The organism is Marinobacter sp. ATCH36 (genome assembly GCF_023555055.1).
GTDB lineage: Bacteria > Pseudomonadota > Gammaproteobacteria > Pseudomonadales > Oleiphilaceae > Marinobacter.
The window spans coordinates 281,480-304,123 of sequence record NZ_JAMJPL010000003.1 but is presented as its reverse complement, the minus strand read 5'-3'; the positions used below and the strand labels follow the sequence as shown (position 1 = coordinate 304,123).

Here is a 22,644-nt window from a genome sequence, read left to right as displayed (position 1 = left end):
TTCTCACGTTGCGCTCCATAGCTGAAACAGAACGCCTGCAAACAAAGCGCCACTGAGCGCCAGCGCAATATAGAGCCCAAATACTCCTGGCTTTACCAGGGCCCATACAGCAAGAGCCGCGGGAAGCGATGTCACCCCTCCGGCAACCAGAAACGCCAGCCCGGCGCCGGGCGCCATACCCTGGGAAATGAGTCCACCAACAAGTGGTAACGCCGCATAACCGTTCAGGTAGGCGGGTACGCCGACCAGGGTGCCGAGCACAATTGGACCGAATCCGGTGCCGCCCAGAACCGAGGTAATGGTCTCGACCGGGACGAAAGCCAGTATCAGGCTCTCCAACAGGAACGCCAGCACCAGCCACTTGGTAAGGAAGAGGGTGATGCCTGACGCCTCGCGCCCGAATCTTGCACGGCGCTCCGGATTTTCCCAAAACCGCCACAGAACCGGTTTGGGCGCGCGGATCTTGCTCCCGCCGCAACCACCGTTACCAATCCCCTCACGTAACGGCGAAGACAGCCCGCCGATTTTGCTCAGGCTGTGAGCAACCCAACCACCGAATAAACCCAGTCCGACTGCCGCCAGCGTTTTTGCGATGGCAAATTCCAGCCCGAGGACACCCGTTGTCAGGACAAACATGGAGGGATCCATGACTGGGGAGGCCAGCCAGAAAGCCATTACTGCCGACAAGGGCACCCCCATGGCAAGCAGCGCAGCAATTAACGGTATCACCCCACAGGAGCAGAATGGCGAGACGCCACCCGCAATCGCGGCCATCAGGATCATGGTCATGGGAGCACCAGTGAAAGCCCGGGCAATCAGGTTGTCGGCGCCGGTTGCTGAGGCCCAGGCAGCGATAGCAATGGAAAGCACCAGGAAAGGGGCGGTCTGCATTAACGCCTTGGCTGCAAAAAGAACGCTGTCCAATGCCTGTCCTGGATCAAAAATGGCCAATACCATTACGATCGTCAAGGAGGCCAGCCAGACTCGGTACTCCCTCCAGATCCTGGTCAGCGCCTGAACCATCGGGACATTAGGGGTTATATTTTCCATAACGATATACCTAGGTTAGTAGTTATATTATCGCCAAAAAAACTCAGTTCAGGCGGTTTCCTTGGAAGGCTTTATCTTTACACCCGTACAGCATTCAGAGGTGAGGAAGTCCAGCGTTTCCCGCATCACTGCGTATTCCGCCCTGTTGACGACTTCACGGCTGCGCTTTTCCTGTACTACAAGCCCGGCATCCACAAGCGTGGACAGGTGATGCGCCAGCGTGGAAGGCGCGATGCCGAGATGCTGATTGATTTCACCCACGTTCAATCCCTCATCGCCTGCTCTTACAAGGAGCCGGAATATGGAAAGGCGTACTTCATGTCCAAGCGCGGCAAGCGCGCGGGCTGTTCGGGTTGTCGTCATCATAAACGCAATTATAACTATAAAACTGGTTTTGTAAATATTATCGATCAGTAAAGAAGCCAGTCCTGCATCTTCAACGCAAACTCCCCGGCCTGCCGCCCAGAAACAAACAGACTCACTGACGCCAATCGACTGGTTTCAAGTGCCTCTGCATCGGGCACTGTCCGGCCTCGCCAGGTAGGAATGAAGTCCATGAAAGGAAGCCGGATGCGGCTCCAGCTTCTGGTGTCGGGTGTAAATGCATGCTGGTACACAATACTGCGTCGGTCGGTGCTGTTGCGAAGGCCAATCTTGTAGGTTTTTCCGTCCCCCAGTGCTAGCAATTCAATACCAGTCCATTGCGCGGCATCGATCGGTTCCGGCAAGTCTGCTTTGACGGAGGCAAAGCCGCCGCCGTTGTCCAGTCGAACCGTGCCATGGAAGTGGCCGACGCCTTCCTCAGAGCAGACCAGCTGGCCGTCGGATTGTCCGCCCATCACCTGGTCACCGAGGGATTCCCATTCCAATGGATTACCCTGAATATCGAACGTAACCAGGGTTGGGTTGCAGTTACTGCTAGTGTGCCTTTCTTTCATTGATTTACCTTCAATAGTTTTGCAGAGGCTCAGCCTATCATTCTGTATCAAAAGCCCCCGATACAGTAGGCGCATGGTAGCGTTACACTAATTGCCAACCATACGTTCAAAAACACTATTCAGAGTGATTGTGGTGCACCCTTGAACGACTACCTCGAGAAAATCCTTCACGGCCACCCGATAAATTACGAGGCCTTTCTAAAAAAGCTCCCGGACAAGTTTCGCCGCCGCCATCGGGAATTATTTGCCACGGAAAAGGTACAAACCAACCGCTGGATCGTCACAGTCCTGGATGAAACCACTTTCGCGGAGTTGCAGAATGTCGCGGAAGCCCCGGTAAGCCGGGTAGACGCCGCGAAGAAGGGCAATTCCCACCGTCATGGCACCGAGGTCAGTTTTGTTCTGGTTTATCATCAGGGGCTGTTGTCCAGTCGGCCGGATGTGGCGGTGATAGAGAACGAGTCTGTCAATGCTGGTTTTCAAAGGGCCCGGTCGGTGCTGGTGGTGGAGAATGAGCGTAATTTTTACCAGTATCCGCAGATGCTGAATTTTGCCAGCGAGGCACTGGGCAAGCGTCTGGAGCTGGCAAACTGTGACCTGGTGTTGGGGGGTGGCAACCGGATTACCCGGGGCGCAATTCTTGACTGGTTAAGCGGCTACGAAGCAGTATTCTGCGCATTCGATTATGATGCGGGTGGTCTGCAAATGTTCTCGACAATTGCGGCCTCGCTCGGTGACAAGGCCACCTTTGTGCAGCCGCGTGACTGGAAACCATGGCTGGCGAAGTTCTGCAAGATACCGGACAGTACCGAACGCTTTACAAGAGCGGTATCGCTGGCGGAAGGGCTTGGCTTTGCGGCCCTTGCAGAGGCGTTTCGAGCGACCGGCAAATTCATGGAACAGGAGATGATTCTGGATGAGTGACTCCCAGGGGAGCCCAAGCCATTACACCTTTGGCATTCGCCGTCTTGTCTTGGTGGATTCCGCCGGATTCTGTTACGTGGAAATTCCGCTGGATAACCACGGCCTGATCCTGGGGCCGGGGAACCTGGGCAAGTCCAGCCTTTTAAACAGCCTGCGGCTGTTCCTGTTGCCAGAGAACAACTTCAAGAACAGCCGCAAGAAATTCGCTTTTCGCAATGCCAGCGCCGGCAGCTTCTACACCAACGAGGAAAGCTACCAGCATTACTTTCCCAGTCAGTTCAGTTTCCTGATCATGGAAGCCGAGAACCCGGCCGGGGTGCATTGCCAGATTCTGTACCGGGACAGCGCCAGCCAGCTCAGCTACGGTCGCGCTTTTGTGCCGGTGGGTTATGATCAGCTGCGGCCCATGTTCTGGAACGGCGACGATGAGGACGGTATCGGGCAGGCGGTGCCGGAGCTGTCGTTCAGCCGCTTGTCGGAAAACCTGAAAAAACTTTCCAAAGAAACCCGTCTGGTGAGTGACCCAGCCAAACTCAAACAGATGCTGTACAGCAGCGAGCTGATGAACGCCGATGCCGTGCGCTACTCCGTGCTGCCTCTGGGCGAGTCCGAAGAGCGCCGGGTGCAGTCGCTGCGGACGCTGATCCTGTTGTTGTTCGAAATGAAGGCGGACGATCAGGCCATGGCCAATGCGGTGGCCAGCATCATCGAGGCGGACAAGAAGTTTGCCGAAGATGCCTTCGATTTCAACATCGACGATTTCCTTAACCGGCATGAACAGTTAAAGCAGCAACAAACCCAGCTGAACCAGATCGAGAAAGAGCGGGTCCGGTTTGAAAAGCTGCAAAGGGATTATCAGGCCTACCAGACCTTGCTTCGCAGCCAACACGACTTTGCCGCGTTTCGGGATGGAGTTGCCAATGCCTTGCAGGATATTGGTGCCAGGCGCAAAGCCGCCGTAGAAGCGTTCAACGAGCAGAACGACATCCTGCGCCATGTGTTGCAGGCCCTGAAAAAGCTGGAGCAGGACGACAGCGGCCTGAGGGGCGAAATCCGCTCCGCCGACCGCCGCATCAAGCAGGCGGAGCAGAACCAGAAAGACGGCGATCTGCTGGTATCCCAGTACGGGGAAATGACCCTGCAGGAAATCGAGGACATCCAGAGAGAGGAACTCGAGAGCAAGAAAGGTCACCTGGCCGCATTGAAGAGTGCCGCCCAGGCAGAAATCCGGTTGGAACAGATCCAGCGCAAAACCCAGGAACTGGAGCGCAAGCTCGAAACCCTGAAAGAACGTGAAAGCAAACAGCAATGGCAGCTGCAAAACCAGCTGGACGAGGCTACCGCCGCGCCTCTGCGAGCCGTCGACCCTCGGCTGGTGATGGCCAGCCCGGGCCAGGATCTGGATGCCGACAGCAAAGCCGCCATCGAAGCCTTTGCCCGGCTGTTTGTGCCCAATGACAAAGGCTTTGACTGGTTCGACGCCGAATACCCGGCTCAGCCCGCCCGGCAGACCGACTTCGCCGAGCAGCGTCGGCACATTGATGGCGAGCTTCATGGCCTGGAAAGGGAGCGGTCCGAGCTGGCGGACACAGCCAATAAAGAACAGGACCGGCCCAAACTGATCGAGCGCACGGAAAAGGAAATCCGCGCCATCGAGAAAGACCTTGAAACGCTCCAGCGTTATCCGGCCACCGCAACCACTCTTCGGGACGCCACCGAGGAAAAGCAGGCAGCCGAGGAACAGCTGGCCAAATTGGAAGAGCAGGCGCGGTTCGAACACGAGAAGCAGGACGCCGTTCAGCAAAAAGCCGCTAAAGCCAGGGCCGAAAAAGAACGTATCGAAGAGCGGGAGCGGGAACTGGCGGGCCTTAGCCGTAGTGTAGGCACTGTGGAACACCGTTTCCCGCACCTGAAAACCGTGGAAATCGAGCAACCACTGGATATCGAGCAGGTCTCGGTCGCCGCATTCGACGACCTGCAAACCCAGCTGGACGATCTGGAAGAACGCCGTCGCAGCATCCTCGACCACCTGCGTCAGTTCGTCTACCTGGGCATCCACGAAGATACCGAAGGCGAATTGCAGAAAGACAGCCCGGCGTCGTCGGTCATCCGCGAAACTTTCAAAAGTCTGTCGGACCTGTTTGCCGGTATGGCAGAGCGCTGGAGTGTGCTGGAGCAGCAGGTTGGTATCCACAACGAGACTGTGGCCAGCTATCGGCAGGCTTTGAAATCCAACCACGAGCACATTGCCCGTTTTGAAGCGCAGCTGAACCGTGAGCTGGATGGCGTGCGCATCAACGATCTGGTGGAAATCCGGGTCGATATCCACACCGACCCGAAATTCCGCAACCTGGTGGAGGAAGCCAACAACATCGACCCTTATGGCAACCAGTTGCAGTCCGATGCCTTCTATGACCGTTTGCGGGTGTTTGTGGCGGACTTTTTCGGGGAGCAGGGCGGTAGCAAGCGCCTGACCATGGACCGGGTGATCACCGGCATTTCCTACCGCACCCGCAAGGAGAGCGCCACGGGCCTGGACAAGAAAGGCCAGTCCACCTCCACCATCGCATTGATCAATCTGGAGCTGGTGTACCGGTTGCTGAAACGGGTGCTTTACCCGGGCGTGCAGCTGTCCTTCCCGCTGGTTCTGGACGAACTGGCCAGCGTGGACATCAGCCAGGTGCCGTCGCTTCTGGAACGGTTGCGCAAGCAGGGCTTCAACCTGTTCTCCGCCGCTACCCACAGTGCCAGCGCCGAAGTGATTTACCTGGTTGGCCGCCATCTGGAAGTGGGGCAGATGCGCACCGCGCGGCCCTACAGTGCCAATCGCACCCTGGTGTTCTGGGGCGGGCCGGAAGGCTTCACCAATGGCGAGCCGGTGAGCCACTGGGCCGACCAGACCCAGAACAGTCTGCTGGAGCAAGCGGATGAGTAAGCGCTTCAGCACCCTGGATACCACCCGGCTGCTGTTCGAGCACCCAAAGATCCTGTTTCGGATGATCGAACGGATGGACCGGAATGAGGCCCGTTACATTCGCGAGAGTGATCTGGTGGCCGAGGTAATGGACTATACCCGCACCCTCGGCAGGGCCGACCGGGACCGGGTGCGACTGGCCCTGAACACCGATAACCTGTTCCGCAGCGGCCTGGTGATCGATATTATGAAGGCCGAGGGCGAGCGGCGGCTGGTGTTCCAGGATGCCCTGATCAACCTGATGCGGGCCTGCAACGCGTCGCTCTACCAGGAACTGACCGATGCCCGCCTGAGAGGCCATCTGGTGACCCTGCGGGACGTGCGTAATCGTCTGGAAACCAGCAGCTTTAGTGACGCGGACCCGGATTACACCGAACTGCGGGACGACCTGAACGAGCGGGTCAGCCAGCTGATCGGCCTGCTGCGCCAGAACGTGCTGCGCATGCAGATGATCAGCGCGCAGCTTGCGGATCTGTCCGGCGACGCCAGCCGGGCGCCGGACAAATACCTGGAGTTCCGCCAGAACCTGTTCGAGCAGATCGTTACCCTCTACGAGCGCCACATCAAGCCGACCCTGGTGTTCCTCAACCCGGACACCCGCCTGCCCGATGGCAGCAACCTGTTCGAGACCCTGGAAGCCATGGTCCGTCTGCTGGAAAATGCCGGCGACCACAGCCTGGCGGACCAGCTGTTCCGTTCCTCCATCAGCCTAAACGCCCTTTACAAACCCATTCAGGCAGTGGCCCGGGAGGTGGAGCATTTCCTGCGCAAGACCCGCCAGGGCATGGTCCAGTACAACGCCATGGAACATTTCTACAGCAAGCTACAGGAACTCAAGGGCGAAACCGAGACTCTCAGCCTCAAGCGAAAATGGCTGGAGGGAGGCGACTTTGCCCGCAGCACCGGTTTCCTGCTCGGCCTACGGGCCCAGCAGCACCCGAAACACTACGCCTTCGGTAACTCGTCCAGCTACTACCAATTGTTGTTCAGCGAACTGGACCTGCGCCTGAACGATCTTCGCCGCAAAGCCGAGGTACCGGTTCTGCAGGCAGTAGAAGGCAGCGGCCGCCACACCCGCATCGATGTTCAGCGCATCAACCAGCTCTATCAATGGCTGGAAACCCTGGATCTGCGTCCGACCACCGACCTGGTGCGGGAGCTGCACGGCCGGCTGGACGGCTTTATCCCCGGCTATCGTTTTCCGGACTTGCTGGCGGCCCTGAACCGGCTGATCAATACGCCACCGGAGGGCCTGCAGGTGGTCACCACCAACCGTTTCCGAATCCTGGACCAGTCATCCGACAGTGAGCAGTTTGTCTACCGTAAGCGTCGCCTGGAGCAACACCATGTCTGAGTTCGATCAAATCCTGCCCGCCCACAGCGCTGCTATCTTCCGGGAATTCCAGGCCGGTCGGGTAATTGTGCGTGACGTTTGGGACAGCAACCGCTCCGAGCTGCGTGCCAATCCGCTTTACAACCTGCTGTACAACCATCTGTCCCATTTCCGCACTTTCTATGAGCACCTGGGCAGCGAGCTGGTGTTCAACGATACCGGTTCGTTTTTCTTTCTCAAGGAAAGCAGTGACGACGAGAACGAAGAGCACGATGAAAATGCTTTTCGGGTCCAGGTAATACTGCTACTGATCGGGCGCTATTTCGCGCGAAGCGGTCGGGATCTGGAATACCTTGGTCGGCCCGATGCGGGGTTGAATGAGCAGGATCTCGAAGCTTTGGCGGGCGATGAGGAATATCAGGAAATTCTGCGGGCGGCACGGTTTGAAAAAGACTTTTCGGAAGCCCTGGATTACCTGGATAAACGCAATCTGCTGTTCCGCGCCGGGGCCGGTCGGTGCTTTCTGAGCTCCGCGGGGCTCTATTTTCTTCAGGAGCTGGTTCGTGAGTATGAGCACGGATAAGAACCAGACCACATGAAATCAATGGTGCTTTTGGATTGGAGAAAATCTTCCGGGGTATCTGATTACTTGCATCCCCGAATTTGTCCGGTCCTGTTCCCTCTGCTAATTTCAATTGAGGCTTTCAGAAAAAAGAAATTGCCTGATCTGGTGCCGCGTCCCGGCCTCTAACAGGGGAGGGGCAGGATCGACAAAAACAAAAGGGTGGGAACGAATATGCAGGATCTTAAAGGTAAAGTGGCGATTGTAACGGGTGGCTCACGGGGGATTGGTCGGGAAATAGCTTTGCAGCTTGCACGTCGTGGGGCTGACGTTGCCATTAACTACCGCTCCCGAAGCGCTGATGCCGATGAAGTCGTTAAAGAGTTGGAGAACACCGGTATCCGGTCAATGGCGGTTCAGGCAGATCTGTCGGACATGAGCGCTGCCAGGGGCCTGATTCGCAAAGTGAACGACGCGTGGGGCCGGGTTGATATTCTCATCAATAACGCCGGAATTACCCGCGACAAGGCTATGAAGAACCTCACGGACGAGGACTGGACGGATGTGCTGGACACCAACCTGGGGAGTGTTTACGCCACCTGCTCGGAAGTGCATAAAATCATGATGGACCAGGGTTATGGTCGCATCGTCAACATTACCTCCTTTGTGGGCCAGGCCGGCAATTATGGCCAGGCAAACTATGCTGCCAGTAAAGGCGGAATAATCGCGTTCACCAAGACCCTTGCGATCGAATTGGCGAAATACAACATCACGGTTAACGCCATTGCTCCGGGTTTTACCGAAACCGAGATGCTGGCCCAGGTTCCTGATCATATCCGGGAAAAGATAGTTGCCAGGGTGCCCATGGGGCGCTTCGGGAAGCCTGAAGAAATTGCCCGTGCAGTGGTATTCATTGTGGCGGAAGGCGATTACATTACCGGACAGCAGATCAATGTGAACGGCGGTGTTTATATGTAGGTGTTCCGGGCCCGTGCTCAAATGCGTTTAATTGCAGTGGGAAACGCAACATCCGCCGACGAGTCATGCTGCATGGCCGTCGGCGGGTGAAACAAAATCGCATGGCCTGGATCGAAATTTTCCGGTGCCAAAAGGAGGGGACATGACTATAAACACCAAGCACCTGGCTGCATTTATTCTCTGCGCGGTCATCGGTAATGCCCAGGCAGAGACGAACTGGGATATGCCAACGCCTTACGGTGATTCCAACTTCCACACGGTCAATATTCGCGAATTTGCTGAAGATGTGAAAGAGGCCACCAATGGTGAACTCAACATTACGGTTCACAGCAGCGGGTCCCTTATCAAACATCCTGAAATCAAGAACTCTGTTCGCCGTGGCCTTGTACCCATCGGCGAGCTGATCATGTCGCGACTGGCAAATGAGGATCCGCTGTTCGAGGCGGATTCGGTTCCCTATCTGGCCAGCGACTACGATGAAGCCTGGGAACTCTGGCAGGCGTCCCGGGATATCCTTGCAGAGCGTCTTGAAGGCCAGCGCCTGAAGCTGCTATTTGCAGTGCCCTGGCCGCCGCAGGGTATTTATACGGAGTTCCCGGTGGAAACCGGCGACGAACTCCAGGGTGTGAAGATGCGCGCCTACAACAAATCGAGCGAACGCCTGGCCGAACTCTTCGATGCTGTCCCGACTCAGGTCGAAGTGCCGGATATTCCGGTGGCGTTTGGCACCGGTCGAGTCGACGCTATGATCACATCCCCGTCAACCGGGGCCAATACGAGGGCATGGGATTATCTGAGCCACTTCAACCATGCTCAACTGTGGTTGCCGAAAAACATGGTTATCGTCAACGCCAAGAGTTTCGACGCGCTTTCTGAGTCTGCTCAAAAAGCGATTGATACGGCCGCTGCTGAAGCCGAGAAGCGGGGATGGGAAGCCAGCAAGGCCGAGACCGACGCCAAGATCAAAATCATGGAAGAAAACGGCATTATCGTGTCCGAACCCAGCGATGCACTGGTTGAACGCCTCAAGGAAGTTGGTGCGGCGATGGAGCAGGAATGGCTGGAGCGTGCCGGTGATGACGGTAAGGAGCTGCTGGAAGCCTATCGCGCCCGCTAGTCTTCGGATAGACAGGCAAAACAACCCGGAGAATATCCATGCGCAGGTTTCTGGACTCTCTGTACCGGTTCGGCGGGTACCTCTCGGCACTGCAGCTTGCAGCGATCATGGCTATGGTGGTGCTCCAGGTGTCCGGACGAGTTCTCGACGAAGCCCTGCAGGCTCTGGGAATGAAATCTCTGGGCCTGCAGATACCGGGTCTGGCGGAACTGGCGGGTTTTCTGTTGCTCGGGGCCACCTTCACCGGGCTGGCCTACACACTGATGGTGGGCGGGCATATCCGGGTTGACCTTCTGCACAGGGCACTTCCGGGGAGTATTCAGAAAGCCCTGGACGTTCTGGTGACAGTAACCGCTTTGGCGATCACCGGATTCGCCACCTGGTACTGTATTCTGCTGGCCTATGACAGCTATGACTATGGCGATCTCTCCATTGGCATGGTTCCGGTTCCCCTCTGGTTCCCGCAAGCAGTAATGGTGGTCGGGCTCATCTGGCTTCTGGTTGCCTTGCTCGATGTATTGGTCGGGCTGATCACTGGTCGCATTACCCATATCAAAGACCAGGCCCCGATGGAGTAAAACCATGGACATGATCTGGATGAGCCTGGCGCTCCTGATCGGGCTCTTGATTTTGCTTGCAGCAGGGCTATGGGTAGCCTTTGCTCTGACCGCAACTGGCCTGGCGGCACTGCATTTCCTTAGCAACATTCCGATAGGCCAGAGCCTGTCAACCTCGTTTTACGGGGCCAGCGCGTCCTGGGAGCTGGCAGCGCTGCCCATGTTTATCTGGATGGGCGAGGTGCTTTTTCGTTCCCGGCTCTCGGAGGAAATGTTCAACGGTATTGCCCCGTGGGTTGGTCGCATTCCGGGCCGACTTCTTCATACCAACATTATCGGTTGTGGAATCTTTGCTGCAATTTCCGGTTCGTCGGCGGCGACCGCGGCAACCATCGGAAAAATGTCAATACCGGAGCTCACCCAGCGAGGCTATGATCGCAAGCAGGTCCTGGGAACTCTTGCCGGTTCAGCCACCCTCGGCCTGCTGATTCCCCCGTCGATAATCCTCATTGTGTACGGCGTTGCCACTGAGCAATCCATTGCCAGGCTATTCGTGGCCGGCATTCTGCCGGGCCTGCTGTTAATGGTGTTGTTCGCTGGCTATGTCGGTATATGGTCGAGGATGAATCCCTCCGGCGTGCCGACTGATGAAGAAGAATCCTTGCCGCTGGCAGAGAAGTTTCGCCGCAGCAAGCCACTGATTCCGGTGGTGTTGCTCATTGTCGGTATCATCGGATCTATCTATGCCGGGCTGGCGTCACCAACCGAATCGGCTGCGGTCGGTGTTGCCCTGGCGCACCTGCTGTCCTGGCGTGGCGGTTCCCTGAGCAGGGCCAACTGTATGGAAGCCCTGATGGGCACGGTGAAAACCTCCACCATGATCGCTTTCATTCTCGTTGGCGCCCATTTTCTGACTGTATCCATGGGTTTTACCGGCATTCCCCGGGACCTGGCAGCCTGGATCAATACACTGGAATTGTCTCCCTACATGCTGCTCCTGGCACTGACGGCGTTCTTCATTCTTCTGGGCTGCTTTCTCGATGGTATTTCCGTTGTGGTGCTGACGACATCGGTGATCCTGCCGATGGTGCAAGCCGCCGGGATCGACCTGATGTGGTTTGGAATCTACCTGGTGATCGTGGTGGAAATGAGCCAGATAACGCCTCCGGTGGGGTTCAACCTGTTTGTGATCCAGGGGCTTACCGGTGACAACATTATCCGGATTGCGATGGCCGCGTTGCCTTATTTTCTGCTGCTGCTGGCCGGAGTGTTCCTGATCACCATTTTCCCGGAAATTGTCACCTATCTGCCCGGTAAAATGGGAAATTGACCGACCAAACCCGACTATACTCAAGCAAACGTCAGTCAGCTCTATCAGGAGCATTGCTCATGAAGCCACAGTTCCCCGGATTACCCCAGTTGCTATCCACACCTCATCGCGGCGGGCGAGCCGCCGTTGTGTTCGTACCGGAACGCCTGCTTGGGCGTTTTGTGGACCAAGACATTGGCTGGGCCAGGACCGACAACTTAGATACCACTTTCCTCGGCTAACGCAACCAGGTCAGCGCGGATGTCCTCAATGCTCAGGTCAGGCCTGAACAGGAGGCGAGCGTCTCCCTCGCGGTCGAACACATAGACCGCTCCGCTGTGGGAAACGTTGTAGTTGCCTTCCTCATCCGGGTCATCGTAACCGAAGGTGGTGCGATAACGCTTGCTCAGCTCCCGCAGTGCCTTTTCTTCGCCGGTCAGGCCAATGGCTCTGTCACTGAAGAAATCCACGTAACTGGCGATACGCTCCGGAGTGTCCCGCTTTGGGTCCACGCTGACGAAGACAATGCGGGTGTCTTCCTGTAACTCGCCGGGCATGTCTTTCACAGCACGAGAAAGCTTCTGAAGCGTTGCCGGGCAGACGTCAGGGCAGGAGGTGAAGCCGAAGAACACCATGCGGATTTCGCCGGCGGTGTCATCAGCGGTCAGGGTGTCGCCGGATGTGTCCGTCAGCTCGAAGGCCAGTTCCGGCATCAGACCGCTAATGTCCTTGCCACGCCAGGACTCGTCATCGCCGAAACAGCCCGCCAGTATGGCCGATGATGTCATCACAGCGATGATTGACAGTCGGTTAAGAAAGCGTGATCGGCGCAGGATGCTCATGGGTGGGTGGCCTCCAGTTTTTCGGAATAGGGGGATAGCTTCCCGTCTTCACGCATGGCGCGGCGAAGGATGATCAGTATGCCGAGAATGCTCATCATGGCGGGTGGAATCCAGGTAAGCAGCCCGCCCAGCAGCTGATCCGTTTCCGGTGGCATTGGCCAGGCGCGGCCGCAGACTTCATAGACGTCGTAAACCATGCCCCTGGAAAACACGATTGTGGCTCCCAGGACCATTTGGGGAAGCGCTACCAGCGCCAGTAGCAGGATGCGTTTGCCATAGCCAAGCGCATCGCTGACAACCGGTGACCGGGGGTCAAAGATAAGCCACCAGAACAGCAGTCCGTCCAGTAGCATGCTCCAGTTCATGATCCAGTAAAGATCACGGCTTAGCATGGCGTCGAAGTGAATAGGCGGCCACAGCCAGAAGTAAATCAGGCCGACAAACAGGAAGGATGCAATGGCCGGGTGCTGTAAAAACCGGTATATCCATCCCAGAGGCGTCAGTGCCTGCCTGATACCAGGCTTGATTCGGCTGTAAAGAAAGCGCATCACCGGCAGTGGGTTGGACAGTGCGATCAGAAATGGACCCAGATGATGAAGGATCAGGTGCTGGCCCCGGTGAACGAAAAACATGTACTGGGAGTAGTAGTCGAACCGGGTCTGCATAACGCCGTAGCAAATCATGACCCCGACAACAAAGACCAGTATTCGTCCACTACCTGGCCGATCTGCCTCTGGCATCGCCAAAAGCCCGTACCCATAGAAACCCAGCACGAGCACGAAGCCGAGTATGGTCACTGGCGAGAAATCATAGGGTATCAGGTAGTCTACGGCGGACATCGAGTATGCCTTGATGCACTGGTGTGAAACCAGAGAATTGTTATGGTCGCAGGATCAGAGTTTTACCGGACTGGCGATTAAATTCAAGCGATAGTTGGACTGCCCGTGTTATTCGGGATAACCGGTGATGTCTCTTATTTTTCGGTACAGGGGCTGCAGCTGCGGATACATCTTCAGGTATACCTCCCGATAGAGCCGCTCATACAGCTTCTGGGCCTTTTCCTCCGGGTAAAATACGTCACCGACGCGGGTCATAGCCCCAACCGCGGTTTCAAAATCCGCATGCAGGCCAAGCCCCACAGCAGCGTCGATGGCCGCACCCAGACCGGACGTTTCGTAGGTATGGGGGCGTTCGGCGGGTAACCCGAATACGTCTGCAGTCAGCTGCATGGCCGCGTCGCTCTGGGAACCGCCCCCGGCTACTCTCAATTTGCGGATAGGAACGCCGCTACGTTTTTCAATGCGCTCTTTACCTTCACGCAGTGCGTAGGCAAGCCCCTCCAGGATGGCACGATAAATGTGGGAACGGGTGTGTACATCACCAAAGCCGATGATGGAGCCTTTCGCCTCGGGACCGGGCTGGCGTACCCCGGGTGACCAGTAAGGTTGCAGCATAAGGCCCATGGAACCGGGCGGCACGGCACGAACCAGCTCATCGAATAGCACCTCTGGCTCTATGCCTCTTTGTTCAGCCAGTTTCTGCTCCCTCAGGCCGAACTCCCGTTTGAACCAGCTGACCATCCAGAAGCCCCGGTAGATCATGACTTCCGTGGAATAGTGCCCGGGCAGGGCGGACGGATAGGGCGGCATCATCCGTACAGGCTCGATATAGCGCTTATTGGTGGTGTTGATGGTGGCTGTAGTGCCATAGCTCATACAACCAATATCTGGAGTCAGACCGCCGGACCCAAGGATTTCACAGGCCTTGTCTGACGCTGCGGCAATTACCGGCAAGGATGCAGGGAGGCCGAGGTGAGCGGCGGCATCAGCCGTCAGCTCGCCGATTCGGTCGCCGGGTTGGACCAGTTCCGGCAGCATCTCGGGCTTGACCGGCATGGTCTGCCACTTGAAATCACGCTTGCCTGCCCAGCGGTGGCGCTTGAAGTCAAAGGGAATGTAGCCCACCTGGCTGCCTGTCGAATCGCGGAAGCGGCCGGTCAGACGATAATTCAGGTAACCGGAAAGTAGCAGGAAATGACTCGTATCAGCCCAGATTTCAGGCTGGTTCTGGGCGATCCAGTTGGCCTGGGTTTTCTCGCGAAAACGGTCAACCGTAGGTTCCAGGCGGAGGAGTTTGAAGAGCCATCCCCAGGGGCCTGGCACGGGCCCGTCAACTTTGGCATGGCGTTGGTCCAGCCAGATGATGGCCGGCCTCAGGGGTTTGCCATTGCTGTCAAGATTGATCACCGTTCCACGCTGGGTCGTTACGGTGACACCGGCTACCCGGCCCGGGTCAGCAGTTGAACTCTCCCACAACCGCCGGCATGCGTCGCCCAGGGACTCCCAGAAATACTCCGGGTGTTGTTCGGCCCAGCCGGGCTGTTCGGAATAATAGGGTTCAATGTTCTGCTTGCCTTTGGCCACCAGGTTTCCATGAGCGTCAAACAGCAGGGCGCGAACGCTCTGTGTGCCGTTGTCGATGGCCAGAATCAGCGGTTTTTCCGGGCTCATCTCGCCTTGCTGCCGTTTACGGGGAGCGAATAGCTGGAATGCCTAATTCCAAGATACCGCACCTGCTCACGATCCCAGGTGCTGTTGTCCCAGCCCAGGATGGGTTGGCATAGCGTTCGTATTTCTGGCATCAGTGACTCTCCTCCCGACGGTAGAATCAGGCCAAGTCGCGTGCGCCGGAGTAACAAATCGTCCAGATGGACAACGCCGGTGTGGCCCGCAGCCCAGGCCAGCTCCGCCCACAATGTGTCCGACGGGGCTATGGTGCTGTGGGAGCCGGCAGCCAGCACCTGGCTCAATGAGGGCCCATAGAAGCCTTGCAGGCGTTCCCAATTTTGATGGCCGATACTCGGCGGCCGCTCAAGCTCCGCTGGTGGTGAGAAAACGCGCGCCTCGTTTTTTCTGAGCTTGAAGCCTGGTACGAGGTTTTGCGCGCGCGCCAGTACCTCCCGGGCGATCAGCCGGAAGGTGGTGAGTTTTCCACCGGCAATACTGATCAGTCCGTTGTCCGACCAGGTGACGTGCTCACGGTTTTCCTTTGAAGGCTTCACGGGCTTTGCGTCTGTACTCTTTGCTTTCGTACTCCGTGCGCTTACCACTGGCCGCACACCGGCCCAGGTTGCAATGATGTCGCGCTCGGTAATGGCACTGGAAGGAAACAGGGTTGCCGCGATCTGCAACAGGTAATCCATTTCTGTGCGGGTGATCGCGGGTTCGCGGGCAAGGCTGTCTTCATGATCCAGGTCGGTGGTGCCCAGCACGGTAGTGCCCTGCCAGGGAAAGGCGAATACCGGGCGCCGGTCCTCGGGATGAAACAATGAGACAGAACAGGAAACAGGCAGGCGGCTGAAGGGAAGAACCAGGTGGCTGCCTCTGAGGGGACGTATGCGGGTGTTATCAACATCTGCCTGCTGGAATTGGCGCGCCCAGGCGCCCGTGGCATTAATCACCAGCCGGGTATTAACGCTAAATGACTCTTCTCCGGTACCGGTGTCGCGAAGCCGGACGCCAGAGACAGCGCCACTGTCGCGGTCACGAATAATATCCTCTACGTGAAGGTAATTCAGGCACAGAGCTCTATCGGCCTCAGCCTCCTCAATCACCCGTTGCACCAGTCTGGAATCGTCTGTGACCGCGTCGGTAAAGCCGCTGGCGCCTAATAAATTGTCAGTTGCCAGTCCCGGTACCCACTGCAGGGTTTCAGCCGGCGAGAGCCGCTGCCGGGAAGGTTTACGCGCTATCTTGTCGTAAACTCGCAACAGAATCTGGAACAGCCGGGGCCCGGGAAACTGTTTACGGTAGTGGGGCATGACAAAGCGTAGAGGGTCGATCAACCCCGGAGCCTCCGCCATCAGACGGTCACGCTCCCGCACCGCGTCTCTGGTGAGGCTGAACTGGCCGCTGCCCAGGTATCGCAGACCACCATGGACCATTTTCGAGGATCGGCTGGAGGTGCCCCAGGAGAAGTCATTCTGTTCTAGCAATAACGTACGCAGGCCACTGCCTGCCGCTTCGCGGGCAACTCCGGCACCTGTGATACCCCCGCCAATCACCACGAGGTCGAACGCCGAATTACCGCTCTGGATCTGTTCCAGCTTCTGTGCTCGGGTCAGAGACATGGTTATTCCACCAGGGTTTCAGGGTTAAGCAGGCCCGCCGGATCAAAGGTCTGGCACAGGGAGCGGATGGCCAGCATGCCCAGTTCGCCTTTCTCTACTGCAAGGAAGGGCGCGTGGTCCTTGCCGACACCGTGTTGATGGCTGATGGTGCCGCCGTTGTTGACGATAACGGCGGAGGTGCTGTCTTTCATGGTCCTCCAGCGGGCCAGGGTTTCATCGTAGCTGTCGGCAACGCGGAACACATAGGTGGTGTAGATGCTGCAGCCCTGGGTATAGAAATGTGAAAGATGTGTAAATACATGGACTGATTCATTGTTATTATTCAGTTTGTTACGAAGGTTTTCTTCAATCAGGCTCAAGATTTTGTCGACGTTATCCCAATCGGTGGCGGTTTCCAGGGTGTCGACTGCGTAGCCAATCCGCCAGAGGGCTTCTCGCAAATAAGGCATGGTGAAGCGCTTGGCAGCCCATTTATCGCCCAGTTTTTTACCGGTGTATATTCCATCATGCTCACTGCAGATGGCGCGGGTTTCTTTCAGGGCATTGCTGCACTGGCGTTTGCTGCCAGTGATGCCGAAGGTCATCATGCATTTGCCGTTTTTTACCCCTCGCAGTGAAAGATAGGATTCGAGCATTGCTATCAACGCCGGATGACCGGCCAGCGCAAGTTGGGTTTCGGTTTCAGTGCCGTTGCTCAGGCGCAGCATGGAAAGCTGAGTGCGGTTTTGAACCAGTTTGCGGCAGGCGGTGCGGGCTTCGTCCCAGCTGGAGAAAAACACCACGTGAAAGCTTTCATGGGCGGGCAGGGGTGTGACCCGTACTTTTACCTCCGTGATCAGACCGATGCGGCCTTCAGAGCCCAGAATCATCTCGCGAATGTCCGGGCCGGCACTGGAGGCTGGCACGGTAGGGATCTCCAGCGTGCCTTTTAACGTTTCAATCCGGCCACCGGCAAACAACTGCTCTATGCGACCATATCGGAGCGACTGCTGGCCACTGGAACGGCTGGCTACCCAGCCGCCAATGGTGGAAAGCTCGAATGACTGGGGAAAGTGCCCGAGCGTGTATCCCAGCGCACGTAACCGGGATTCCACCAGCGGGCCGGGCGTACCGGAACCGAAGGTGGCGATCTGGCTTTCGCGATCGAGGTCAATCAGCCGGTTCATGCGCCCCATATCCACCGTCAGTACCGGTTTATCGCTCACAACGGGATTGATGTGTCCTGCAACGCTGGTCCCGCCGCCATAAGGGATCACTACAATGCCATGTTCTTCGGCATAGCGAAGCAGTGTTTCCACGTCTTGGGATGATTCCGGATAAGCCACGCCATCCGGAAATACTCCGAAATCCCCGCTGCGCATGGCAAGCCAGTCGGCCAGGCTCTGGCCACGGGCATGACGCACCCGGTCTTCTGCAATTGTCACCACAGCTGCATGTTCCGGCAAACGGCTGGCAGGTACCTGTGCACAGGCAGCTTCAAGAGAAGTGTCGCTGAGCAGGGTAGCGCTACCGATGCGCTTTTCGAGGAACTGACGCCCACTGTCGGGTAGCTCAACGTTGAACTGGTCATCGCCCCAGCCATTCCAGCGTCGCATACTGACAATCCTTATAAAGTGGTTTATACGCTTTGGATTGTACCGCCATTTGTTCCAGTGGCTATGTCATCTGGCGACAGGAGTTGTGTCTTATGGCGTCAACGGAGGGTGTCAATAAGCCGGCTGTTAAGATCCTGCCAGTGGGAGAGCTTCTCGGCTTCACCAATACGCTTGCTGTCGCCTTCTGAGCGATTAAGCCACAGTCCGTCGCCATTGAAACTGTAAACCGGCTCAAGATCCGGTCGCTGTGAGGCAGGCTTGATGTCGTTGATGAGGTTGTCGAGTATCAGCGGGTCCGCATCCGGCTCTGGGTACCAGGCAAGCACCATGTGGGCCTGGTTTAGCTCCAAAGCCTTGACGTAGACAATGCGCAGCTGTTCATCCGGCACACCCATGGACTTCAGGGTCAGATACTTGGCAATGGAGAAATCCTCACAGTCACCACCGTTGGTGGTCAGCAGTTCTACCGGCGTAGCCCAGTAGTCTTCCTCGCCCCAGTGTTCCATATCGGTCACGAAGCGGGCGCGGTTAAAAAAGGAATTGACCAGCCTGAGTTGCCGGTCGACAGGCGCATTGGAAGCCATGTTGTGAAGGTTCTGCCAGGTTTCCAGGCGGCCGTGGGCCTCATCGCCAAATTCGGACCGCACATAGTCCATCAGGCGTTCACCAAGCTCGAACGCCGCCACTGTCAGTGTGGTAACCATCAGCAATACGGAGACTAAAGAGAGCAGGGAGTAGCGGCTTCCGGTGGGCAGTGCGGCCGTCTCCATGGTTTTCCTCAGTTATTCGTTCTCAGGCGTTCACGTAGCTGCTCCAGCCGCCGGCGAATTTCTTCCCGACGCTGTTCACTGTTGCCGTTGGTGCCGGAAGAAGCCTGCCCTGAACTCACTGGCCTGGCCTGTGTCTGCGGATCGTCATCGCCCCCGGTTGTTTGGCTGGACGCCAGTGAAACGCCGGAATTGTCTTCGTCTTCCGGGAAATAGAGATTCTCCAGTTTACCCCCTCGTTCAATGATGACTCGGTTGGCCCGCACGGAACGAAGCGTGGCATCGCCGGGTAGCTCGTCGCCGACCAGATAGGCTTCGGTTTGACGCTTGTCATCTTCGATCAGTGCGCTGCCGGGAAAATCACCGGAAGCCGCGAGCACACCCCTGAGGAACAGTCGCAGGTTGGTTTCTGGCAGGTTTTCGGTGTCAGGTTCCGCTTTGCTGTCTACCTCCCCGGGTTTGCCGAACAGGTCAAGAGAGGCCAGGTTGACATCAGGTTCCCGCGGGGCGTCGGTGGCGGTCTGGGCTCTTTCGGAGGAGATTTCGGACAGCGTCGTATTCGTTTCATTCTGCCAGAAACGATATCCCTGACAGGCTGTCACAGTAATCATGGTAATGCCTGCGACGGTGGCAATTAACAGTGGTAACCTCGAGCTGGTTAAAAGCATGGACTGTCCCGAAAAGCGCTGCTGTGGACCGGCAAAAGGCTCACAGGTTATCAGACTGAAAAGTTTAATTGGCAGTATAGTGTATAGAGTTATTCAGCGGTTCCATATCCTATGGTAGCCTTTCTGAATTAATTGAATAAAAAGGGATTCTGGAACTCGTGGATACAGAAACAGAACTTCATCCGCAGGATGCTCCGCTGGGCCGTCTTCCCTTCACGTTTGCCAAGCGCAATGGCGTCATTCTGACCCGCAATGACGACGGCGAGCCGGTTATCCTGGTGCGTCCGGGCGCCGGTCATTCGGCGCTGGCGGAAGCTAATCGTATCAGTGGTGGCCGGGCCAGATTCTCAACCATTGAGCCGGCAAGGTTCGATGCCGCTCTGAATGCGGCCTATCAGAACGATTCCGCCGAGGCCATGCAAATGGTTGAAGGCATCGGCGACGACATGGACCTGGCCTCCCTGGCTGATTCGGTGCCGGAAACCGAAGATCTGCTGGAACAGGAAGATGATGCCCCGATTATCCGGCTGATCAACGCCATTCTGACGGAGGCGGTCAAGACCAGCGCGTCGGATGTGCATATCGAAACCTATGAAACCCGCCTGGTAGTGCGCTTCCGGGTAGACGGCGTGCTCAGGGAAGTGGTTCAGCCCAAGCGGGCGCTGGCACCTTTGCTGGTGTCCCGTATCAAGGTTATGGCAAAACTGGATATTGCCGAAAAGCGCGTCCCCCAGGACGGCCGTATTGCGCTTCGTGTTGCCGGGCGGGAGGTGGACATCCGGGTCTCGACCATGCCGTCTTCCAGTGGCGAGCGTGTGGTACTGCGTCTGCTGGACAAGCAGGCTGGCAACATTCGCCTGGAATCCCTGGGCATGGCCGGCAACGATCTTAAGGTATTGCGGAAGCTGATCTATCGTCCTTATGGTATTTTGCTGGTCACCGGCCCGACAGGCTCCGGTAAGTCGACAACCCTGTATGCATCATTGCAGGAGATTAACGACCGCAGCCGGAACATTCTGACCGTTGAAGACCCCATCGAGTACAACCTTCCGGGAATCGGCCAGACCCAGGTCAATACCAAGGTGGATATGACCTTTGCCAGGGGGCTGAGGGCAATCCTTCGCCAGGATCCGGACGTGGTGATGATTGGTGAGATCCGCGACCTTGAAACCGCCGAAATTGCCGTGCAGGCCAGTTTGACCGGCCACCTGGTATTGTCGACCCTGCACACCAACACCGCCGTAGGCGCGATTACCCGCCTTATGGATATGGGTATCGAGCCGTTCCTGATCTCCTCCAGTCTTGTGGGTATCGTTGCCCAGCGCCTGGTGCGAGTGCTTTGCAAGGATTGCCGGGAGCCCTATGAGCCCAGTGAAGAACACTGCGAGTTCCTGCAGCAGGACCCGGCCAATCCGCCCACCATATACCGGTCCACGGGCTGCGAGCACTGCAACCATTTAGGCTACCGCGGCCGTATAGGTATCTATGAGGTGGTTGAAGTGAATGAAGAAATCAGCTCGCTGATTCACAAACGGGCAGGGGAGCTGGACCTGGAGCACGAAGCCCGGCTCCATGGCCCGAGCATCCACGCCGATGGCGTTCAGAAGATCCTGGATGGGGTGACCACGGTTGAAGAAGTCCTGCGTGTGACCCACCGGAGCAAGTAGATTCATGCCAGCGTTCGAATACAAAGCTCTCGACAGTCGCGGCAAGCAAAAACAGGGTGTCGTGGAAGCGGATGCACCCAGGGCGGTACGCCAGCAACTGCGCGAAAGAGGGCTGACGCCCTTAGCGGTGGAGCCTGCTACCGAAAAGCAGACGCGCAGTAACCCACTGAGCAGCCGCGGTAGCCTCGCCACCGCCGACCTTGCACTTGTTACCCGGCAACTGGCAACACTGATACAGTCCGGCATTCCTATTGAACAGGCCCTCTCGGCGGCGGCCCAGCAGTCGTCCAGCCCGCGGATTCGTAGCATGTTGATTGCGATTCGCGCGAAAGTCATGGAAGGGTATAGCCTTGCTGACAGTCTTGGTGAGTTCCCCCGGGCTTTCCCGCGGTTATACCGTTCTACCGTGGCGGCCGGCGAACATGCCGGGCACCTTGACCTGGTGCTTAACCGGCTGGCGGATTACACCGAGGCGCGACAGGAATCACGCCAGAAGATCCAGCTTGCTGCGATTTATCCGATCATTCTCAGTGTGGTTGCCATCGCCATCGTGGTGTTCCTGCTCACTTACGTGGTGCCCGATATTATTGAAGTCTTTGTGAAGCAAGGGCAAGAGCTGCCGGCATTAACATCGGCAATGCTGGCGGTGTCAGATTTTCTGGGCGATTACGGCATTTATCTGTTGATACTGATCATTGCCGCTATTGCCGCATTCCGGTGGTCCTTGCGCAAGCCTGCGTTCCGAATGAGGTTTCATAAGGGGTTGCTGAATATGCCGTTGTTGGCTGGCATGGTACGCGGCGTCAATACCGCCCGTTACGCAAGCACACTCAGCATTCTGACCACCAGTGGTGTTCCCCTGGTGGATGCCATGCGAATTGCTGGCGAGGTATTATCCAATGATTATCTGCGTCAGGAATTGAAGGATGCGGCGAGGAAGGTGAGCGAGGGTGGGTCGCTGCATCGTTCGCTGGATCAGACCGGCTACTTCCCGCCCATGATGCTGCACATGATCGCCAGCGGTGAGGCCAGTGGTGAACTGGACAGCATGCTGGAGCGGACAGCAACCATGCAGGAGACAACCCTGCAATCGAAAATCGCGGCCATTGTGGGCCTGTTCGAACCCATGATGCTGTTGTTGATGGGTGTGGTGGTCCTCATTATTGTGCTGGCCATCATGCTCCCGATTCTCAATATGAGTAACCTGGTTGGCTAGCCCGCAGTGTGGGCATCG

General features: G+C 57.0%; 21 protein-coding genes. 11 read left to right on the top strand and 10 right to left on the bottom strand.

The features are described 5' to 3' along the window. Window positions 1-3: 3 nt before the first annotated feature. The 3 genes from M8010_RS12285 to M8010_RS12275 are packed head-to-tail and all read right to left on the bottom strand — an operon-like array spanning window position 4 to window position 1,988. A complete protein-coding gene (locus tag M8010_RS12285; RefSeq protein ID WP_250091592.1) occupies window positions 4-1,050 on the bottom strand; it encodes a permease in 1,047 nt (348 codons plus the stop codon). Between the two features lie 48 nt (window positions 1,051-1,098). Next, the gene (locus M8010_RS12280) at window positions 1,099-1,413 is read right to left on the bottom strand and encodes an ArsR/SmtB family transcription factor (protein ID WP_250091835.1); all 315 of its coding nucleotides are present in this window, start codon (window positions 1,411-1,413) and stop codon (window positions 1,099-1,101) included. Window positions 1,414-1,460: 47 nt separating this feature from the next. Next, window positions 1,461-1,988 carry a CIA30 family protein gene (locus M8010_RS12275; protein ID WP_250091591.1) on the bottom strand — a complete coding sequence of 176 codons (528 nt, stop codon included), beginning with the start codon at window positions 1,986-1,988 and terminating at the stop codon, window positions 1,461-1,463. Window positions 1,989-2,129: 141 nt separating this feature from the next. Here M8010_RS12275 and M8010_RS12270 point away from each other — a divergent pair, with 141 nt between their 5' ends. The 9 genes from M8010_RS12270 to M8010_RS12230 all read left to right on the top strand — a co-directional run bounded on the left by M8010_RS12270 (window position 2,130) and on the right by M8010_RS12230 (window position 11,984). Next, window positions 2,130-2,912 (top strand): hypothetical protein, encoded by a 783-nt coding sequence (locus tag M8010_RS12270; RefSeq protein WP_250091590.1) that lies wholly within the window; start codon window positions 2,130-2,132, stop codon window positions 2,910-2,912. Then, window positions 2,905-5,847, top strand: a complete 2,943-nt coding sequence (locus tag M8010_RS12265; protein ID WP_250091589.1) for a coiled-coil domain-containing protein — start codon at window positions 2,905-2,907, stop codon at window positions 5,845-5,847. The genes M8010_RS12270 and M8010_RS12265 overlap by 8 nt, the downstream gene beginning before the upstream one ends. Next, a complete protein-coding gene (locus tag M8010_RS12260; RefSeq protein WP_250091588.1) occupies window positions 5,840-7,240 on the top strand; it encodes a hypothetical protein in 1,401 nt (466 codons plus the stop codon). Before M8010_RS12265 ends, M8010_RS12260 begins: the two co-directional genes overlap by 8 nt. Continuing rightward, window positions 7,233-7,802, top strand: a complete 570-nt coding sequence (locus tag M8010_RS12255; protein ID WP_250091586.1) for a condensin complex protein MksE — start codon at window positions 7,233-7,235, stop codon at window positions 7,800-7,802. The genes M8010_RS12260 and M8010_RS12255 overlap by 8 nt, the downstream gene beginning before the upstream one ends. 213 nt (window positions 7,803-8,015) lie before the next feature. Then, on the top strand, window positions 8,016-8,759 hold the full coding sequence (locus M8010_RS12250; protein ID WP_250091585.1) for a 3-oxoacyl-ACP reductase family protein: 744 nt from the start codon (window positions 8,016-8,018) through the stop codon (window positions 8,757-8,759). Between the two features lie 142 nt (window positions 8,760-8,901). Continuing rightward, window positions 8,902-9,876, top strand: a complete 975-nt coding sequence (locus tag M8010_RS12245; RefSeq protein WP_250091584.1) for a TRAP transporter substrate-binding protein — start codon at window positions 8,902-8,904, stop codon at window positions 9,874-9,876. A 38-nt stretch (window positions 9,877-9,914) separates the two neighbouring features. Then, the gene (locus M8010_RS12240) at window positions 9,915-10,454 is read left to right on the top strand and encodes a TRAP transporter small permease (RefSeq protein ID WP_250091582.1); all 540 of its coding nucleotides are present in this window, start codon (window positions 9,915-9,917) and stop codon (window positions 10,452-10,454) included. A gap of 4 nt (window positions 10,455-10,458) precedes the next feature. Then, a complete protein-coding gene (locus tag M8010_RS12235; RefSeq protein WP_250091581.1) occupies window positions 10,459-11,763 on the top strand; it encodes a TRAP transporter large permease in 1,305 nt (434 codons plus the stop codon). 59 nt (window positions 11,764-11,822) lie between these two features. Continuing rightward, a complete protein-coding gene (locus M8010_RS12230) occupies window positions 11,823-11,984 on the top strand; it encodes a hypothetical protein (RefSeq protein ID WP_250091580.1) in 162 nt (53 codons plus the stop codon). Here M8010_RS12230 and M8010_RS12225 read toward each other — a convergent pair. The 7 genes from M8010_RS12225 to M8010_RS12195 all read right to left on the bottom strand — a co-directional run bounded on the left by M8010_RS12225 (window position 11,961) and on the right by M8010_RS12195 (window position 19,743). Next, the gene (locus M8010_RS12225; RefSeq protein WP_250091578.1) at window positions 11,961-12,584 is read right to left on the bottom strand and encodes an SCO family protein; all 624 of its coding nucleotides are present in this window, start codon (window positions 12,582-12,584) and stop codon (window positions 11,961-11,963) included. The genes M8010_RS12230 and M8010_RS12225 overlap by 24 nt on opposite strands. Further along, window positions 12,581-13,423 carry a cytochrome c oxidase assembly protein gene (locus tag M8010_RS12220; protein WP_250091577.1) on the bottom strand — a complete coding sequence of 281 codons (843 nt, stop codon included), beginning with the start codon at window positions 13,421-13,423 and terminating at the stop codon, window positions 12,581-12,583. The genes M8010_RS12225 and M8010_RS12220 overlap by 4 nt, the downstream gene beginning before the upstream one ends. 108 nt (window positions 13,424-13,531) lie before the next feature. Further along, on the bottom strand, window positions 13,532-15,094 hold the full coding sequence (locus tag M8010_RS12215) for an FGGY-family carbohydrate kinase (RefSeq protein ID WP_250091575.1): 1,563 nt from the start codon (window positions 15,092-15,094) through the stop codon (window positions 13,532-13,534). Beyond that, window positions 15,091-16,713 carry a glycerol-3-phosphate dehydrogenase/oxidase gene (locus tag M8010_RS12210; RefSeq protein WP_250091574.1) on the bottom strand — a complete coding sequence of 541 codons (1,623 nt, stop codon included), beginning with the start codon at window positions 16,711-16,713 and terminating at the stop codon, window positions 15,091-15,093. Before M8010_RS12210 ends, M8010_RS12215 begins: the two co-directional genes overlap by 4 nt. A 2-nt stretch (window positions 16,714-16,715) precedes the next feature. Beyond that, window positions 16,716-18,308 carry an FAD-binding oxidoreductase gene (locus tag M8010_RS12205; protein ID WP_250091572.1) on the bottom strand — a complete coding sequence of 531 codons (1,593 nt, stop codon included), beginning with the start codon at window positions 18,306-18,308 and terminating at the stop codon, window positions 16,716-16,718. A 98-nt stretch (window positions 18,309-18,406) separates the two neighbouring features. Next, window positions 18,407-19,078, bottom strand: coding sequence for a transglutaminase-like cysteine peptidase (locus tag M8010_RS12200; protein WP_250091570.1), 672 nt, complete (start codon window positions 19,076-19,078; stop codon window positions 18,407-18,409). A gap of 8 nt (window positions 19,079-19,086) precedes the next feature. Then, entirely contained in the window at window positions 19,087-19,743 is a 657-nt protein-coding gene (locus tag M8010_RS12195) for a type II secretion system protein N (protein ID WP_250091569.1), read from the bottom strand. Window positions 19,744-19,901: 158 nt separating this feature from the next. On the opposite strand from M8010_RS12195, the gene gspE reads away from it, so the two are divergent. Further along, complete coding sequence (gspE, locus tag M8010_RS12190) at window positions 19,902-21,410, top strand: type II secretion system ATPase GspE (protein WP_250091567.1); 1,509 nt, start codon at window positions 19,902-19,904, stop codon at window positions 21,408-21,410. A gap of 4 nt (window positions 21,411-21,414) precedes the next feature. Beyond that, complete coding sequence (gspF, locus tag M8010_RS12185) at window positions 21,415-22,626, top strand: type II secretion system inner membrane protein GspF (protein WP_250091566.1); 1,212 nt, start codon at window positions 21,415-21,417, stop codon at window positions 22,624-22,626. Window positions 22,627-22,644: the final 18 nt, after the last annotated feature.

What these genes read in the sequence shown, in the direction of transcription:
- M8010_RS12210 (WP_250091574.1), bottom strand. Translation starts at nt 16,713, where the DNA reads ATGTCTCTGACCCGAGCACAGAAGCTGGAACAGATCCAGAGCGGTAAT.
- M8010_RS12255 (WP_250091586.1), top strand. Translation starts at nt 7,233, where the DNA reads ATGTCTGAGTTCGATCAAATCCTGCCCGCCCACAGCGCTGCTATCTTC.
- M8010_RS12240 (WP_250091582.1), top strand. Translation starts at nt 9,915, where the DNA reads ATGCGCAGGTTTCTGGACTCTCTGTACCGGTTCGGCGGGTACCTCTCG.
- M8010_RS12260 (WP_250091588.1), top strand. Translation starts at nt 5,840, where the DNA reads ATGAGTAAGCGCTTCAGCACCCTGGATACCACCCGGCTGCTGTTCGAG.
- M8010_RS12220 (WP_250091577.1), bottom strand. Translation starts at nt 13,423, where the DNA reads ATGTCCGCCGTAGACTACCTGATACCCTATGATTTCTCGCCAGTGACC.
- M8010_RS12275 (WP_250091591.1), bottom strand. Translation starts at nt 1,988, where the DNA reads ATGAAAGAAAGGCACACTAGCAGTAACTGCAACCCAACCCTGGTTACG.
- M8010_RS12200 (WP_250091570.1), bottom strand. Translation starts at nt 19,078, where the DNA reads ATGGAGACGGCCGCACTGCCCACCGGAAGCCGCTACTCCCTGCTCTCT.
- M8010_RS12280 (WP_250091835.1), bottom strand. Translation starts at nt 1,413, where the DNA reads ATGACGACAACCCGAACAGCCCGCGCGCTTGCCGCGCTTGGACATGAA.
- M8010_RS12195 (WP_250091569.1), bottom strand. Translation starts at nt 19,743, where the DNA reads ATGCTTTTAACCAGCTCGAGGTTACCACTGTTAATTGCCACCGTCGCA.
- M8010_RS12205 (WP_250091572.1), bottom strand. Translation starts at nt 18,308, where the DNA reads ATGCGACGCTGGAATGGCTGGGGCGATGACCAGTTCAACGTTGAGCTA.
- M8010_RS12245 (WP_250091584.1), top strand. Translation starts at nt 8,902, where the DNA reads ATGACTATAAACACCAAGCACCTGGCTGCATTTATTCTCTGCGCGGTC.
- M8010_RS12250 (WP_250091585.1), top strand. Translation starts at nt 8,016, where the DNA reads ATGCAGGATCTTAAAGGTAAAGTGGCGATTGTAACGGGTGGCTCACGG.
- M8010_RS12230 (WP_250091580.1), top strand. Translation starts at nt 11,823, where the DNA reads ATGAAGCCACAGTTCCCCGGATTACCCCAGTTGCTATCCACACCTCAT.
- M8010_RS12235 (WP_250091581.1), top strand. Translation starts at nt 10,459, where the DNA reads ATGGACATGATCTGGATGAGCCTGGCGCTCCTGATCGGGCTCTTGATT.
- M8010_RS12285 (WP_250091592.1), bottom strand. Translation starts at nt 1,050, where the DNA reads ATGGAAAATATAACCCCTAATGTCCCGATGGTTCAGGCGCTGACCAGG.
- M8010_RS12215 (WP_250091575.1), bottom strand. Translation starts at nt 15,094, where the DNA reads ATGAGCCCGGAAAAACCGCTGATTCTGGCCATCGACAACGGCACACAG.
- M8010_RS12225 (WP_250091578.1), bottom strand. Translation starts at nt 12,584, where the DNA reads ATGAGCATCCTGCGCCGATCACGCTTTCTTAACCGACTGTCAATCATC.
- M8010_RS12265 (WP_250091589.1), top strand. Translation starts at nt 2,905, where the DNA reads ATGAGTGACTCCCAGGGGAGCCCAAGCCATTACACCTTTGGCATTCGC.
- gspF (WP_250091566.1), top strand. Translation starts at nt 21,415, where the DNA reads ATGCCAGCGTTCGAATACAAAGCTCTCGACAGTCGCGGCAAGCAAAAA.